Annotated in this window: 13 protein-coding genes; 5 read left to right on the top strand and 8 right to left on the bottom strand. The window is 31.7% G+C overall.

What is annotated here, in order from left to right; all coding sequences use genetic code 11:
* Positions 1 to 117: 117 nt before the first annotated feature.
* Positions 118 to 267, bottom strand: coding sequence for a hypothetical protein (locus tag KW850_RS31390; RefSeq protein ID WP_218351556.1), 150 nt, complete (start codon positions 265 to 267; stop codon positions 118 to 120).
* Between the two features lie 479 nt (positions 268 to 746).
* Between KW850_RS31390 and KW850_RS31385 the strand changes: the two genes are divergently transcribed.
* Complete coding sequence (locus KW850_RS31385; protein WP_218351555.1) at positions 747 to 1,004, top strand: hypothetical protein; 258 nt, start codon at positions 747 to 749, stop codon at positions 1,002 to 1,004.
* A 193-nt stretch (positions 1,005 to 1,197) separates the two neighbouring features.
* Positions 1,198 to 4,746: a tetratricopeptide repeat protein gene (locus tag KW850_RS31380; RefSeq protein WP_218351554.1), complete on the top strand. Its 3,549-nt coding sequence runs from the start codon at positions 1,198 to 1,200 to the stop codon at positions 4,744 to 4,746.
* A gap of 624 nt (positions 4,747 to 5,370) precedes the next feature.
* On the opposite strand, the gene KW850_RS31375 is transcribed toward KW850_RS31380, so the two are convergent.
* The 5 genes from KW850_RS31375 to KW850_RS31355 form a co-directional block, all read right to left on the bottom strand.
* The gene (locus KW850_RS31375) at positions 5,371 to 5,778 is read right to left on the bottom strand and encodes a phage major tail protein, TP901-1 family (RefSeq protein ID WP_218351553.1); all 408 of its coding nucleotides are present in this window, start codon (positions 5,776 to 5,778) and stop codon (positions 5,371 to 5,373) included.
* A gap of 84 nt (positions 5,779 to 5,862) precedes the next feature.
* Positions 5,863 to 7,503 (bottom strand): phage major capsid protein, encoded by a 1,641-nt coding sequence (locus tag KW850_RS31370; protein WP_218351552.1) that lies wholly within the window; start codon positions 7,501 to 7,503, stop codon positions 5,863 to 5,865.
* A 575-nt stretch (positions 7,504 to 8,078) separates the two neighbouring features.
* Positions 8,079 to 8,975, bottom strand: coding sequence for a hypothetical protein (locus tag KW850_RS31365; protein WP_218351551.1), 897 nt, complete (start codon positions 8,973 to 8,975; stop codon positions 8,079 to 8,081).
* A 171-nt stretch (positions 8,976 to 9,146) separates the two neighbouring features.
* Positions 9,147 to 9,311, bottom strand: a complete 165-nt coding sequence (locus KW850_RS31360) for a hypothetical protein (protein ID WP_218351550.1) — start codon at positions 9,309 to 9,311, stop codon at positions 9,147 to 9,149.
* Between the two features lie 210 nt (positions 9,312 to 9,521).
* Positions 9,522 to 9,707 (bottom strand): hypothetical protein, encoded by a 186-nt coding sequence (locus KW850_RS31355; RefSeq protein ID WP_218351549.1) that lies wholly within the window; start codon positions 9,705 to 9,707, stop codon positions 9,522 to 9,524.
* 355 nt (positions 9,708 to 10,062) lie between these two features.
* On the opposite strand from KW850_RS31355, the gene KW850_RS31350 reads away from it, so the two are divergent.
* The 3 genes from KW850_RS31350 to KW850_RS31340 all read left to right on the top strand — a co-directional run bounded on the left by KW850_RS31350 (position 10,063) and on the right by KW850_RS31340 (position 12,791).
* On the top strand, positions 10,063 to 10,623 hold the full coding sequence (locus tag KW850_RS31350) for an SMI1/KNR4 family protein (protein ID WP_218351548.1): 561 nt from the start codon (positions 10,063 to 10,065) through the stop codon (positions 10,621 to 10,623).
* Positions 10,624 to 10,782: 159 nt separating this feature from the next.
* Positions 10,783 to 10,980: a hypothetical protein gene (locus tag KW850_RS31345; protein ID WP_256358567.1), complete on the top strand. Its 198-nt coding sequence runs from the start codon at positions 10,783 to 10,785 to the stop codon at positions 10,978 to 10,980.
* A gap of 692 nt (positions 10,981 to 11,672) precedes the next feature.
* A complete protein-coding gene (locus KW850_RS31340; RefSeq protein ID WP_218351547.1) occupies positions 11,673 to 12,791 on the top strand; it encodes a hypothetical protein in 1,119 nt (372 codons plus the stop codon).
* Between the two features lie 263 nt (positions 12,792 to 13,054).
* Here KW850_RS31340 and KW850_RS31335 read toward each other — a convergent pair whose 3' ends face one another.
* Positions 13,055 to 13,699 (bottom strand): hypothetical protein, encoded by a 645-nt coding sequence (locus KW850_RS31335; RefSeq protein WP_218351546.1) that lies wholly within the window; start codon positions 13,697 to 13,699, stop codon positions 13,055 to 13,057.
* A gap of 190 nt (positions 13,700 to 13,889) precedes the next feature.
* On the bottom strand, positions 13,890 to 15,374 hold the full coding sequence (locus tag KW850_RS31330) for a recombinase family protein (protein ID WP_256358566.1): 1,485 nt from the start codon (positions 15,372 to 15,374) through the stop codon (positions 13,890 to 13,892).
* Between the last annotated feature and the right edge of the window lie 192 nt (positions 15,375 to 15,566).

The raw sequence follows: 15,566 nt of genomic DNA, 5'->3' as shown, positions 1-15,566 counted from the left end.
CAATTTGTTCTTTCTCCATCACAACGCCATCAAATTCTGAGAGTAATTGTAAGGCGGATTCAATGAATAATCCGTCACTTTTATTTACTTCATATACATACTTCCCGTCTAACCACTTTACATCTGTAACTTTTCTAATTTTACTCGTTTAAACACATCTGTTTCTTCATAAAAAATCTTAAAGACTTCAGTATCCTTCAACTTTGAATAAAGTTCCAATATTTTCGTCATTTCTATAAGTTCTCTTTCGGAATATTCAGAATTCATTATGTATATCACCACCTAATTAAATTTTATAATAAAAAGGAAAACTCGTACACCAAAGGGTATACGAGTTAACTAATTTTTTTTCCTTCATTATTATTACTTTTTTTAATTTTGTTTGTTAATTCGATTAGAGCTTTAGTGGCTTTCTCAGCATTAAATGTACCTCGTTCAGAGTATTTAACCTTCATGGTGCAACACCTCAGAATATCGTATTCAAGGGGTCAACATTTGGTACATTGTCCTCCTTGTAATACTCTTCTATCTGCTCCACGAAAAACGTAAATTGAATGATGAAAAAAGTATGTAAATAATAAAAGATCAAAAAAAATCCTATTACTAATCGGAGTAAATACTGGGTAATAGCACAACTAAATTTTAAAAAAACAATAAATAAAATTTTTATTTTATAATAAAAAAGTCATAGTGTAGGCTGTGGCTTTTTAAATCTGATGAAGTGAATGATTAGGAGGAATTATTAAATGAAGAAAATGCAGACAGCCAAGGAAGTTTTGGAGCATATTAAGAATTTGGAGGCCGCTGAGCGATATAAAGTTGTAAAGGAGATTGTTGACTACTCTTGTGGTCCCAGGGGTGAATTATTAAGGGAATTAATTCTTGAGTATATAGAGATAAAAAAAGATGTTGAATATCTCTCAGGAAAAATTGGATTACATGATATGTACCTCAATCGTATTAAAAAAGAGATAAGTGAAATTAATGATGCTTCTAATAAATAAAAAAATCCTGTACTAATCGGAGTAAGTACAGGACAAATAAGTTAATTGCTTAACTCAACTACTTTATTACATTTTATCATTATGCGAAAAGTTACATACATAAAATTGATATTTTATTTCATGTAGATTACATTGTTGGAAAAATGTACAATTTATATTGAGCTAGAAAATTTATATTAGTTAGGTGATTATATTGGAACCAACGGCATTAGGTACCTTTTTAAAACTTTTTGGTGGTAAATTTTTTTCTTTTCTATTTCCTAAAATAAAAAACTCAAAATTTTACCGTGATGTACAAGATAAATGGGTTAAAGATAATTATGCTCAAAAAACAACATTTATGTTCAAAGCTGCAATTGAAGATGCGAAAGTCTCATTAGATTTACCAGAAGATTTTGTTATAAAAATATTACAAGATTCAATAAACAGAGACGAAGTATTTCATTGGGTTTTAGAAGGAACCCCAGAAAAAATTGATGAAAATAGATTAAATCTGGAGCCATATATTGAATCTTTTCCTCAGTACCAAGATCTAATTCGCCCATTTTTCGAATTAATAACCCTTAATTTAAATGCTTATAAAATAAAATATTGGGAACCAGAGTTTTTGGTCCTTCTTAGTAAACTAGATAACCTAGAAAAAATAACAGAAGCAGGTTTTAATAAATTATTAGAAAAACAAACTTCTGTTATTCAATTAGCAGAGGAAAACAATCGTTTTTTAAGAGAGGTTATAGCTCCAACGGAATTTAAGGATTTAAATGAATTAATAAACGTAAGAAAATTAATTACAGCTCGTGAAAAAGCAAACGAAAGGCTAAGAAAACCGAATTTAAAGAGAAATGAGATTTTAGAATTAAATGCAATAATAGCCAAGACTTATATTGAAAGTAAAGAATATGATGAGTCTATTAGGTACTTATATACTGCTATTACGAATTGTGATGACGAACCAAGAAAGTATAGATTAGAGTCATTAATTAATATTTTCCAAAGTAATTTTGAAAAAGCACATGAAATTATCAAAAAAGCTATAGAAATTGAAGGAGAAACTATACCAAATATAGAGATACTAATAAATATACTAATTGAGCAAAAAATGTTTGATGAAGCATTAAAAATCATTGAAGGCCAAACTGTCGGAGGACACGAAATACTTAAAGCTAATATTTTATTATCTTTAAACGAATTTGAAAAAGTAAATCATATTGCTAATGGCAAACTAGAAATTGATTCTTCAGATATTGACTGGTTAATGTTAAAAGCTGAATCATGCATTTTAAAAATTGAAAATGATATAAACAATAACAAAATTGTTTATCCCGAACAAGCGCTACATAATGTAATACCTTTATTAGAACAGGTTGAAAAATCTGCAGGTGAAAATAGAGAAATATTAAAGAGAGTAAAGGAATTAAAAGCTGCTTTATACTTTAGGAACAACAAATTTTCAGAAGCAAAACTTTTGTATGAAGAGCTGTTTCTAGAAAACAAAGATTTTTCAGGTTTATTTTTTAAAAACCTTTTATTAAATTGCTTATGTAGTAAAGATTGGGGAAAAAGTATTAGTTTATTGGAAGACAAAGGTTCAGAACAACAACTTAGCAATGAAGAAATAGTAACATTAGCGGATGTTTATATAAAAACGGGAAAGACTGATGAAGCGATATCTTTATTAAAAGGTAATGAAGCATATTTTAGGACAAGTACTAAATTTCCTTATAGATTTTATTTTTCTTATATTGACGTATTATTCTCGGTCTTTAAATATAAGGAAATTGATAATCTCATCAATTCAATTGAAAAAGAAGGAAACAACCCCCATCCAGTCATTATATTAAAAGGCTATTATTCGTATAAAAACCAGGATTGGGAAAATGTAATAAACTACTTGGAGCCTAATATTGACCAGTTGGATGAAGTTGATTTAATTGAAACAAAAAGCTTTTTAAGTGCTGGTTATTTAAACAGGGGGACTAAAGAGGACTATATTAAACTAAAAACAATTATTGTTTCTATGCCACATTGGATTCAACACGAATTTTTAGTGAATCGTTATGTACAAGCACTTTTTCACCTTGGAGAGTATCAAAATATAATTAATTTATATGAAGAGATTCCACATAAATCAAAATTTTTATTTGATATTATTACGACCATTTATTTCAATTTAGGTTGGTATGATATAGCCATGGAAAATTACCTTACCTTGTATCAACAATCGGGAAATTTGGAGTATCAATTAAGATATGCAAATTGCTTATACCGTAGCGGAAAAATTAAAGATTGTCTTGAAATTTTATCAACAGCTGAAAAAAGAGTAGAAAAATCCGGCAAGACTGGAGATTTCCAATTATTGTCTTTATCATTTATGGATGCAAGGGAATATAGAAAGGCAATGGAATATTCATTTAAAACATATAAATCTGGCAAAGATAATCACCATGCATGGGGATTCTTTATTATACAAATGTCCCAACTTGGGCAATTTGTCGATAACCCAGATGAAGAATGGATTAAAGAATACCAAAAAATGTTTACGGAATTCGAAAAGGTATTTCCAGATGAAAGACCTCCCTTTAAAATGGTCCCTACTCTAGAAGATGGTAAAATTTCAAATGAATTAATCGAAGAATTGAAGCACTCTAAAGATGTTACATCATTAATAAAAACATTATTGGATGACAATAAGTTTCCAATAAGTTTTTTAGTAAGCGTGATGAATAAAGGCCCTTTTGAAACTTGGGCACATATAGCAAATACAAAAGACAATTATCTTTGGACTCTTAATGGATCTATAGAAGAAATATTTAACGGTGCTTTTATTTCAGGACTTTCTTCTAATATTTTGTGTGACTTTACAACCTTGCTCACTATACAATACCTAGATTTGCTTGACTTGCTAAAATATAAATTTAAACTGTATATTCACCAGGAGCAATTTGATGCAGCTTTACAAGAATTTACAAGAAACAAATTAATTAATGAAAAAGGTTTAAAACTTCTTTCATATCAAGATGGAAATGTTAGAATGATAGAATACACTTCTGAACAAGTAAAAGAAACATTAAGAAAACAAGAAAATTTAATTAAATGGGTAGAAGAAAATTGCATAAAACTTGGGAATGTTATTAAGAATAACCACACTGAAGAAAATGAAGACAATACGATAAATTTCTTAAATAACCCCTTAGAATTATGTAAAGACAAATCATTGACAATGTTGGTTGATAGTGTATCAGTAAGGGACTATGCCAAGGAATACTATGAAGTAAACTGCTTCTCCACAATTGATTTAATAACTTTATTTCTTGCCCAAAACAAAATAGATAAAGAAAAACACCATCAACTGATAGGTAAACTTTTAATGTTAGGCTATGTTTTGATACCTATCCATTCAGATTTATTTATTTATTACTTAAAAAATAATAATTATAAAATAACATATGAAATCTCTCTTTTATTTGATTACTTAAAATTAAAAAGCTTTAATGAAGACTTTTTAATAAATTTTATTGCAGAAATTTTTCATTGGATATGGATAGAGAATATTCCCATAAATGACAGGAGACTATTAACCGATGAACTTTGTTCTGTTATAAGTATTAATAAGAATAAATCTGTAGTTACCAAAAAAATAATCGACCATAGTAAAACAATATTCTCCTTCTTGGTTGAACATCAATGGGAAAAAATGAAGGAGTGTATAGAGGAATGGATTGAAGCGCAATCAATCATTTAATAAAGAATTAATAACGACTCACAGAAAAGACAAATAAAAATTGGTCTTTTTATACTGACCTTATACAGGTATTTTATATCTTGACATTCAACACCCCCAGGGCGTTTTGGTACCCTGATTGTGAGCGCACCTGGGGAGGTAATTATAAGATCTTACATCTTTTTTTAGAACAACAGAGGCGATACTGAGTCAGACTGTTAAGTTCAGTCTGCTAGCTTGCATTCATCATCTTCAACCTTCTAGAACTTCTTAGAACTGTGTTGTACTACAAAGTTGTATGATACTTCCTTCAACTCTTTAGTAACTAAATACGAATTCACTTTGTATTGGAGTTGTAGTCTATTGTCTACCTTATCTTGGTAGTATGCTATCACTATCCTCGCTACTACATTCCTATATTCTTCTTCCATACAATACTCTCTTGCTGCTTCTATGTGTCTAAGCTCTATCATTGATCTCATCCTCTCCGATTTAGTGATTACTATATGGTAATGATTATCACTAACCATAGTATGTATAAACTTATGAATATCAGTATGCAGTAAACAGGACTAACGATTAATCAGCCCTGTCTAAATCTGCCTTACTGCTTATTAGCAGCTCTACTAATATATCGATGAACTATTAAGCGCCAGGTACTAATGTTAGAGCGCCTGATCCTTGAAGACTTACTGAATAAGTTACTAAATCGTCATAAGGGAACTCTAAACTAAAGTCTGTAATTGTAACGCTTCCTGAATACTTTTTGCCTGATGGAAAGACTAACTCTACATCAACATTTTCACTGTTCAAGAACTTAGTTTCCAAATAGTCGTAAGCTACATCAGATTCTACGAAACAACCATCAGCATCAATTGACCATTCCTTGAACCCTTGAATAGATTCTTTCCAAAACCCTGCTGTGTCTTTTGACGTAGCATCAATAGTTTCAGCAGAACGATTCAACGTTGCGTTCTTTTGACCAGCTAATGTTACTCCTGTGCTTGGGTTTTTAATTTTAAGCAATACTTTCATTCCAGCTAATTTTGCCATTTTGAACCATCCTTTTCTTTAGTAAAATAAAAAGAAGCCATCCGAAGATGACCCCTTAGTTTGTGAAGAATTTCACATAAATGATTATGCAACAACAGTACCTTTTGCAACTGCTTGGTAATTAGTTACTCGTCCATCACCCAGGAATTCAGCACTGAATGTTACTGAACCACGAAGAGCATTGATTGTATCATTAGCTACTTCTTTACCTTCTAGTTCTTTAGCAACACCGATTGTATAGCAATCTTCGATACTTCCAAACAATACTGGAATTTGGCCTGCTGTTGTTCCATCAGCTAATGCGCTAGTAATTTCAATTTCATGACCAAATAAAGTCGGAATGACTTTACCGTTCACTGTAATACTTTTCACGAAATGATTTCCATCTGCATCTTGGAATGTCGCAACTTTTTCAAAGAAAGCTCGAGACATATACCAAGATGAATTTCCAACGAAATCCTCATGAACAGCTAAGTATACTTTACGAAGCTCTACTATTACTGAACTAGCAGCAAGAGACATATTCTTTGATACAACAGATGTGTCAGGAGCAATACCTTTAAACTCATTGGCAGCAGTTCCTGCAATGATAGATTTTTCAATTCGTTTAACGACACGACGAGCTACTAATTCTTGAGCATGTTGAGATAGATCAACACCAGAATCATGTACAACTTGTTTAGACATAGCAATTGATTTTGCTACCCGACGTTTCTTTAAGTCGGCAAAGTTGCTTAGATTTAATGCAAGTTCTGTAGCACTTTGGTTTTCATCAAGAAAATCAGCATCGTCTAAAGATGATTCATAAGGGACTTTCAATTCAGATCCGGTAAATGGAACCTTACGAGCTTTAGTAAATACAGAAGATGTACTTTCTGCTTTCTTAACTATATTGTCTACTTGTAGTTCTTGTACTGAAACTCCATTGGCAGTTACTTGTAATGCACGTTCTTCATTCATTTTGTTTTCCTCCTGTTTTCTTAGTTCTTGTTTTAAGTCTGAAACTTCTTGTTCTTTTTGTCCTAAAGCCTTCTTCTGTAAATCAATCTGAAAACGATAAGAATCAGGATTTGTGGACTGTGGAGCAGAGATTTCAAGACTTGAGATTGTTTCTTTTTGCTTTGCTATTGAAAGTTCAAGGTCCCGGATTTCTTTTGAGATGTTTCGAGGTTTTACTACTCGAATTTCTTGAACTTCTGTAATTTCTGGATTTTCAATAATTTCGATTGATCTTGCTGCAATTGAACTTTGAGCATATGCAGGATTCTTTACTACTGAAACTTCGAACAATTCAAGTTCACTAACAGTTCGTTCGTAAATATCTTCAGCTGTCTTTTTCCAAGAATCTTTAACGACTTTAAATCCAAAGCTCATGTTTCGTAGAATTCCAGATTTGATCAAAGCATAAGAATCTTTTCCCCAGCTTGTAGGAACGATCTTAGCTGTTATCTTCAAACCAACTGAATCTTCTTCAAGCTTCAATGAATCGTTTCTTGTTGAAGCAAGGATCTGATCAGACTTGTGTTCTAGCAAGAAATCAATGTCTTTCTTCTTATTGATTGCTCGTTGGAAAGCGCCTTTCGCTATCTTTTCTCTGAACCTTTGACTGGAGCCAAGAACTTCACTTAGTTGATCAGTCTTGTTTGCGTATCCAGAAACAATCATTTCGTCTTGATTCTCTGAAACTAACTTTGCATCATGAATTCGTAATTCAATTTTGTTCATTCGTCATTCTCCTTTTTTGATGATTATATTTAGACTTACTTTTACAAGTAAGCGATGGTAAAAAAAAGAATGCCCTGTTGATAAGGCATTCAAAGACGTTTGTCTGCTGATCATCCAGACCAACACTGGTAGGTATGCTTGATGCTACTCTAAACGCTATGGCCCTTTGGAAAGCAATCTCGAAAAGAGTTAAGTTTATGAAGTCGAGAGGGAATCATCCTTTAATGCAGTTCCAGCTGCAGAAGAAAGGAGGATATTCACTTCGCTTTCATTAATAAAGTCGTACTGAATTAACAGTACGCTATCTATGTAAGTTAAATTGATTGTAAAAGTTGGAGGCCGAAATCCTCATAACGACCTCCGGACCGTTCTAGCTCAAGAATCTAAACAAAAGAAAGAAAAGGGGAAACAAATGAATAATTTGAATTACGTTTCAACGATCGAGCTCTTGAAGCTAAGAAAAGAAAAAGGACATGGATAAAGATAGCCATACAAAGAAATAGGGTAAAATTTGTATAACTATCTCTATATATATTATATTTAACTACCATTTTCTGGACAAATTTACTTACTTTTTAAAGTATTTTTTCGAACAATTTGTTCATATCAATAGGCTTGAATTCTTTCTTCAATGACTTTTCTGCTTTTTCTTGTTCATCTGTTTTTGTGACTTTGTATAGTCGTTTTTCTTTTGAAACTAGAGCACTAGGCTTTTCTCTGGTTCCAAAACCGTGGTTGTCAATTCGAGTGATTTCCATTTGTATTTTCCTTTCTTCGAAATATTGAGAAAACAGAACTTTTGCTTTATCTGTTAATACTTTTGAAATTGCCTTTCTCGGAACTCCACCATACTCATTAACACACGCTGAATGAGCTTCATAAGCAGCATACTGCCTTACTGCTCTAATTGCTTCTAGATCACCTTTGCATAAATCAAGTTGTTCGTTTATATTCTCATCACGAATTTCTCGAATGAATGAATGCATTTCAAGCCATTCTACTTTTGTTATTTCTTCTCTAAAGCCAATTGAAGCGTAAACTTTGTAGTAAACATACTTGTTTGGATCGATGTGTGTCTTGAACACTTCGCCAGTTTCATTATCAAAAGTAGGATTATAAATCCTATCAAGTTCCTTAGGCAAAATACCGTACTTTCTGAACAATTTAATGTAAGCACCAACAGTATGACGCTCTAATTGATTTGGTAGCTCATACCCGATATTTTCATAGTTTTCGATCGTCCAATCATCTTCGTATAAAACTTTCAACAATTGAATCGCTGTCTCTTCTTTAGGAAACTTAACTTCTTGACCAGCAAGTGCTTCACAAATTTTGATGAACTCAGATTTTTCTTGTTGCTTGTATCCAATGATATTTAGTCCTATCTGGGCTCTTCCTTCTTTAACAATTTCATAAGAATAGAAAGGGTCAATATTACGTTTAATAAGTTTAGCTCGATTGTTCTTTTTCATGAACTGAACGTCCATGATAGATTCAAGCTCTTCGAATGAATAAAATTGTTTGGTTAGCATAGTAGGGTTAAGTCCTTTCGCAATTTGATTAGAATAGTTGTGCGAAAGTATTCCAGTCAACTTACCTCATATATATTTATTATTAGTGGTAAGTGCATTGGAATACTTTCGTTATTTCATGATTATGTCAAGGGAATCTTTCAATTTTTCGTTTAATTCAAAGTGATAAACTTGGAGACTTGGATTGTGTTTGTTTGGCTCAACTTTCACTAACTCACATCCGTTTTGCATAAGATTAATAGCTAAAGTTTTCTTGAAAATTCGTTTTGTTCTCATTTGAATAGCTCCTTTAAGGTTTTAGTATTGTTATTATTTCTGTCTTTTGAAAAACGTAAATTAAACGAACAAACTTTTTATAAAATTGATTGTGCCGATCACGAACAATCCGATAAAAAACTTAAGCTCGATTTCTACTGCTTTTAGAAAAAACTTTTCCAATTCATCTCCCCCTTTTCAAAAAAAATAAGAGCCGAAATTAATCAGCTCTTAGTACAGTTCATCAAATTCATGAACATCTTTCTTCAAGACTTCTTTTTCTTCAAGATACTTGGTTACTAGCTTTCTCAAGATTGCAGAACGATTAAGTCCGTATGCATCACAATGATTGATAAATTTGTTGTGAAGTTCTTCTGGAGCCGAAAATGTTGCTACGATAATTTTAGATTTTTCCATGATTGATAAGTCTCCTTGATAATTTTATTAATTTTGGACATAAAAAAAATAGAACTCCTGTTGAGCTCTATCTTTGTTGTTACTTCACTCTTATATTAATAATATAAACAACTCGCCTTTTCTGGACACTTCTGTACAAATTCTTTTGGGTATTCACTCTCTCATAAATAATATATACAAGTTCCATTTTTAAAACGAATAATAACCAACATTTGTAATACAGCCGTAATATCCAATAGAATAAAATATAGATTTTATTTTCTTCTTCAACTAATGGAGCAGTTTAGTTCAAGAAGGATTTTCCAAAATTTCCACAGAATATATATATTAAGAAAACCCATCTTGGAGGAATTATATGAATATTTTAAATGATACTTTAAATGGTCTTAAAAAAAGACTTGATAAGGACCATACAATATATATTCAGCAAACACAGGGATTAACTTATGAAGTGACATGCGAGTTCAATCCGCCAGCATCTATAGATGAAATAAAAATGCTTGAGGAGCGATTGGGATGGAGTTTACCACAGGATTATAAAGAGTTCTTATTAAGGCATAATGGGGCAAATTTATTATTTCAACCAGGTATTGGAGAGGGAATTGAACTATATTCAATTGAACAAATATTAGAGATGAGAGAATCACATCAAGAAATGGAAGTGTTTGAAAAGGATTTCTATAGTATCGGTACTTGTAGAGACGGTATGATTCTAATAAATGCTGAATTGTGTAAGCCTAATCCAAATAGAGATTCAAATTATTTAAATTGGTTAATGGATTGCTCTTCAGAAGAAGACATAATAGACTTAAAAACAAATTTTGAAATTTGGTTAGACCGTATTATTGCAGCTCAAGGTGATGATTATTGGAATTGGTCTATTATTTCAGCAGAAAACCATTATAAATATAGATAAAAGCTTCCTATTGAACTAACGGTCCTTACGCTTAGAAAAGAGTCGTTGCTGTGGCAGTTCTTTTTCTTGTTCCACTGAAGGGCAAATTAATAGGAAGGGATTCTCGTAATTCAGGAGGAATTATTAAATAGATAAAATAATTTTATGGAAGAAGAGATAATGATGTATTTGTTTTTATCCATTGTTTTAAGTGCAATTTTAGGCTTCTTATTACTTATGATAGGTCCACCGCAAGTTGCTGGAGTTATTGCTTTTGGTATTATTGTTGGAATTCTTTTTAGAGGATTGTATTTACTAAATAGTTTACATAAATCATTTAATAATAACTCTTCCAAGTATGCTTCAAAAGACGAATAAATCCTCTTTCTACAACTAAAAGAAACTACAAGAGATTGTGAAGAAATGTACTTAAGCTAACGGGTGCTTTACTTCAATAAGGAGTAAGGCTTTTTTCTTGTTCAACTAAAGTGGCAGTATAGTTGAAGAAGGATTATTTATTTAGTCAATAGAATAGGTTAAAGGGTTCATAAATAAAAAGGGGATGATTATTATTTTCATTGACCTCGACCTTCTTTGGTTAGTCATTGGTTTTGGGATTACTATTGCTATACTGTACTATATTTATGTAGTGTTGGGGTTAAAGAAATAACTTGAGCAAGATGTCACAATATTAAATAAAGCGTTAAAAGAGGCGTACATGGGGTGAAATCAAAAACAAAATTGTATTAACTTTTTTATTCTTTATTAAAACCTTTTTATCCTATAATTACGAAATCTAGCAATGTCGTTACCTCGGAACAACTTGGAAAAGCCATGATACAAGTATCAAAAGACGGTTATTCTTTTTTGTTTTTCTATAATAAAATGAGAATTTTATTCTTTATTCTTCTATTAACGAATTTGGAGAAGAAGGGTTTTATATTTCCCAAGAATAGTACCAGTTTGTGAAAGCAATTTTATAATATAGTAGACGAAATTATGTCTTATAAATTGGTATATTATGCTATATTTATAATGTTAAAAATATTAAAACATATCAGGAGAAGATTATGGACAAATTTAATAATGCGGATTTTTTATCATGGGCAAATGAAAAGAATCTTTTTTACGAAAGGTTTTCATTAATTGCTGATAGAATTCAAGGCTTTGTAATCAAACATGTATTAAATAGCGTTGAGAGTGCGGAAGAAGTTGCTGTACGTCTAGATGATGTTATGAAAAATTGTGATGAAATCACATATGATGAATCAGGTGCTGCTGAAGCATATGCAATCCTACATTTTTTAGATAGGTATCATCGCTTCCAGTTAATTTACAAAAAAATGATCGAATTAAATGTATTCCCCATTCGTAAAATTTTAACTAATATGGATGTTGGTACTGGGCCAGCTCCAGCACTTTTTGCTCTATCTGATATTTACACGTTAATTAAGGATTATTGTATTGAGAAAAATTTAAACTCACCTGAACAAATAGAAAATCAATATGTAGAGAAAAGTCAAGGATTTAGAAATTGGCTTCACCATTTTACCGAGTACGCAAATTATATTGAAGGGGAAAACGTATTTTACAATGTTCCTTACCATCATGGCAAATTTAATGATTTTAAGGGGATAGATTTTAATAGAGAATATTCTTACTGGGATTACGATGATGACGGTGATCAATATGTTGCTCGATCAATAGATAAGACTAGAAATAATCTTGTTATATTCAGTAACTTCTTAACAAATAATGATACCGTTGAGAAATTTTCAAATGAATTATATAATTCAGCTTTATTCTTAAGAAATAAGGGGATATTATTGGTTGTTGGAGCAAGGAGTACTTCAGATAAGTATAGGGAAGTTTATACAAAGCTTGATAAGATTATTTCTGAAGGCAAATACACGAACAACAGATTTATTGGTAATTGTAGAAGGATAAATTTAGAGAACCACACGATGTCTTATCGCTATAACACTCCAGAGGGGGAAAGAATGAAGGTTTTCTTAAAGGAAGTCCTTAGTAGGTTTGATGAATTAGGCGTCATCAATCAAATTCCACAGGCTGTATTAAAAATGTTACAGAAAGCTGTGAAAGAGGAATATGATTATGAAGTTCCCTGGGAGGTACATTTATATAAACGTTTTTCAAAATTTCGTCATAAATATAGATTGAAAAGATAATCTATGTTTGTTTAATTCATAATGTATTAGTTTTTAAGTATTTTACATTAAGTTTTGCACCAAACTGGAGCTTATTATATGAAAGATCGCTAAGCTTTATATCTAAATTATGGAACATTAGTTGAAGCAGGAAGGAAACAGACCACAAACTAGTGTGGTCGTTTCTTTTAGAAAATTAATTATTGCTGCTATCTAAATCTTATATAAAATATTGATTTTATTCCAAAGAAAAAGCCAGGCTTATGCCTGACTGTTATCAACTGTTATTTCCCTTGTTGTTTCATGGAGCTAAGCTGATCTTTAAGTCGATTTCTAGATTCTTCCACCATTACTTCCGCAGTTTTAAATTTACCATCCCATATTCCTCCTAGTAGATTAGATTTTGGACTCTCAACATCGTTCGCCATCTTCTTTAATATTTTCTCAAAAGAAGAAGAGAATTGTGCTCCGCCATCATCATATCTATATATAAGGAAGTCAGCTACTGTTTTCCATTCAATTTCTTTCTCCCACTTAAACATTACCCCACCAGTCCGCTTTCCATCTTCAGCACTATATATAAAATGAAGATGTAAGAGTTGCAGTGGATCGGTAATTTCTTCAAGTTCGTGAACATGACCATTGGGATAGAAGCGATCCTCATACGTCAACATTTGTATTTTTTCTCCGTATTTTTCATTATGGTCTTCTACCCAATATTTTTCGACCAATTGCTCTTTTTCTAATTCGAGTTTTTCAAGCAACTCTCTGGCTTGTATTATTTTATTATTCTCTAGACGAGGTCTGCCAAGTTCTTCATCCCAAAGCTCATCATAGAGTCTGTAGAGTAGTTCGCTCTGTTTATCCATCTCAAGGTAAATCTCTTCGATTCGTTCATTTAGTTGCTGTTTTAGAGTTTTGTTTGTCATTGATTAACGCCTCCGTAAGTTGTTTTGTTTTTGTTACGAAGGTATTATAGGGACGTTATAACGAACGTAAAGCAAAATCGAAAAAAATTTTAAAATTAATTTTTAATACACAAAAATGAGAGATAATAATTTAATATTATCTCTCAAATCTAAATTAACCACGCTCATTTTGTGACTTCTGAGGGCTATTCTAGAGCCACTCGATTTCAATTGTGACTTCTGATGAAACACCTTTACTTCTAGTGTCATGATTTGCTTCTGTATTACTGCTAAACCATATTTTCTTGATAAATTGTTTAAGGAAGGTATTGCAATCTTCGGGGTCGAGTTCTTCTAATTTATCTAATGTTTTTATATTTTGTTCTAACCGTTCTTGTTCCTCTTCGGTATTGTCCAAGTTTTCTAATTGAATATCAATCAATTCCACTTGTTGTTTAATCTGTCTAATTTGCTCCTCATTCTCATCACGCATTTCATAAAATTCAGCTTTACTTATTTCTCCATCCATCCTCATTGTCTTCAGATTCCTTTGTCTCTTCTCGAATTTCTCTAACTGCTTTTCTAAGGATTCTTTTTGGGCCATTAACTTATTCTCAACATCAGTTGTATCAAGAGACTTCAATTTCTTTAGAGTAAGTTCAAAATCGGACTTTTTCTCTTTGATCTTTTGAATTACATATTGTTCAACTGGTTCATATTTATGTCCACGATCTGAACAAGTAGAGTTCGAAATTTTATAGGTGCATGATTTTATGAAATCCTGGTGTCTATCACATTGGATATAACGCTTTCTTGAACAAGAATTGCAGTATATTAGATTCTGAAGCCTTCTTGTAGCTTTCTTCTTATTAAAAAAGTTGCCAGTTGAATTTTCTTCTAAAATCTTCTGAACTTCTAAAAAAGTTTGCTTGCTAATGATTGACTCGTGAGCATTTTCAACAAATACAGAATCTATGACTCTTCCATTTACTCTCCTACTTGCTTGGACAACTCCATAATAAACTACGTTTCTTCTTGCAGAAGAAATATGAGAAGTTGTTAATACTTTTCCACTCCTACTTCTCCAACCAAGCGTATCTAGTTGTTTAGCAATCTCATTTGCACTATTCCGTTCTAAAGTCTTTTCGAAGATGTGTCTAATAATCTTTGCTTCCTCTTCAACAATGACTAATTTTTGGTCTTTCCCTTTTGCATATCCAAGAGGTGCCTTATTAGACATTGTCCAGCGCCCTTGTTCTGCAGCAGCTAATCTTCCTCGACCTAAACGCTTACGAATCATTTTATACTCAAAGTTAGCCATCATAGCTTGGAAGCTAAATAACATTTCATTACTTTCCTGTGATAAATCAATTGCTCCCTGTGGTGTCAAAATTTTGATATCATTAAGTATCAACATTTTCTTAATTTCTTCAGCATATGCATTGTCACGAGAAATCCGGTCAATATCCATTACCAACAAATAATCATAGCTATCTAAACGACTTAACAATTTATTCAACTCAGGTCTTTCAGTATTGACCCCAGAAGATATTTCTTGATAAATGTCATATTTCAATTTATTTTGTTTTGCTAGTTTGACAAGAGCATTTCGATGCGCAGTTAGAATTTCTTCAATATCTAATTCCTGCTCATTTCTTGATAACCTGAGATAAATTGCACATAATGCCAATTTCATCACCCCATAATGTGTGTATTTGGAATGATAACATAATTTCAACCGAATAAAAATAGAAAATTAATATCTGTTACCTTGCCAACTGTTCCATAAATGGTAATCACGACCGTATCACCGATCTTATACTTCGGTTTTTTTCTATTTGCCATTTCCTCCCATCCTCTCAATTAATAAGTCGTGAATTTTGATTAC

The organism is Bacillus sp. sid0103, assembly GCF_019219025.1.
Note: the sequence above shows the minus strand (reverse complement) of the source record. Positions and strands in the feature narration are given on the sequence as shown.

Excerpts from the sequence above, each read along its gene's own strand:
- KW850_RS31355 (WP_218351549.1), bottom strand. The coding sequence starts at position 9,707 with ATGGAAAAATCTAAAATTATCGTAGCAACATTTTCGGCTCCAGAAGAA.
- KW850_RS31370 (WP_218351552.1), bottom strand. The coding sequence starts at position 7,503 with ATGAACAAAATTGAATTACGAATTCATGATGCAAAGTTAGTTTCAGAG.
- KW850_RS31340 (WP_218351547.1), top strand. The coding sequence starts at position 11,673 with ATGGACAAATTTAATAATGCGGATTTTTTATCATGGGCAAATGAAAAG.
- KW850_RS31385 (WP_218351555.1), top strand. The coding sequence starts at position 747 with ATGAAGAAAATGCAGACAGCCAAGGAAGTTTTGGAGCATATTAAGAAT.
- KW850_RS31365 (WP_218351551.1), bottom strand. The coding sequence starts at position 8,975 with ATGAAAAAGAACAATCGAGCTAAACTTATTAAACGTAATATTGACCCT.
- KW850_RS31350 (WP_218351548.1), top strand. The coding sequence starts at position 10,063 with ATGAATATTTTAAATGATACTTTAAATGGTCTTAAAAAAAGACTTGAT.
- KW850_RS31390 (WP_218351556.1), bottom strand. The coding sequence starts at position 267 with ATGAATTCTGAATATTCCGAAAGAGAACTTATAGAAATGACGAAAATA.
- KW850_RS31330 (WP_256358566.1), bottom strand. The coding sequence starts at position 15,374 with ATGAAATTGGCATTATGTGCAATTTATCTCAGGTTATCAAGAAATGAG.
- KW850_RS31375 (WP_218351553.1), bottom strand. The coding sequence starts at position 5,778 with ATGGCAAAATTAGCTGGAATGAAAGTATTGCTTAAAATTAAAAACCCA.
- KW850_RS31360 (WP_218351550.1), bottom strand. The coding sequence starts at position 9,311 with ATGAGAACAAAACGAATTTTCAAGAAAACTTTAGCTATTAATCTTATG.
- KW850_RS31345 (WP_256358567.1), top strand. The coding sequence starts at position 10,783 with ATGATGTATTTGTTTTTATCCATTGTTTTAAGTGCAATTTTAGGCTTC.
- KW850_RS31335 (WP_218351546.1), bottom strand. The coding sequence starts at position 13,699 with ATGACAAACAAAACTCTAAAACAGCAACTAAATGAACGAATCGAAGAG.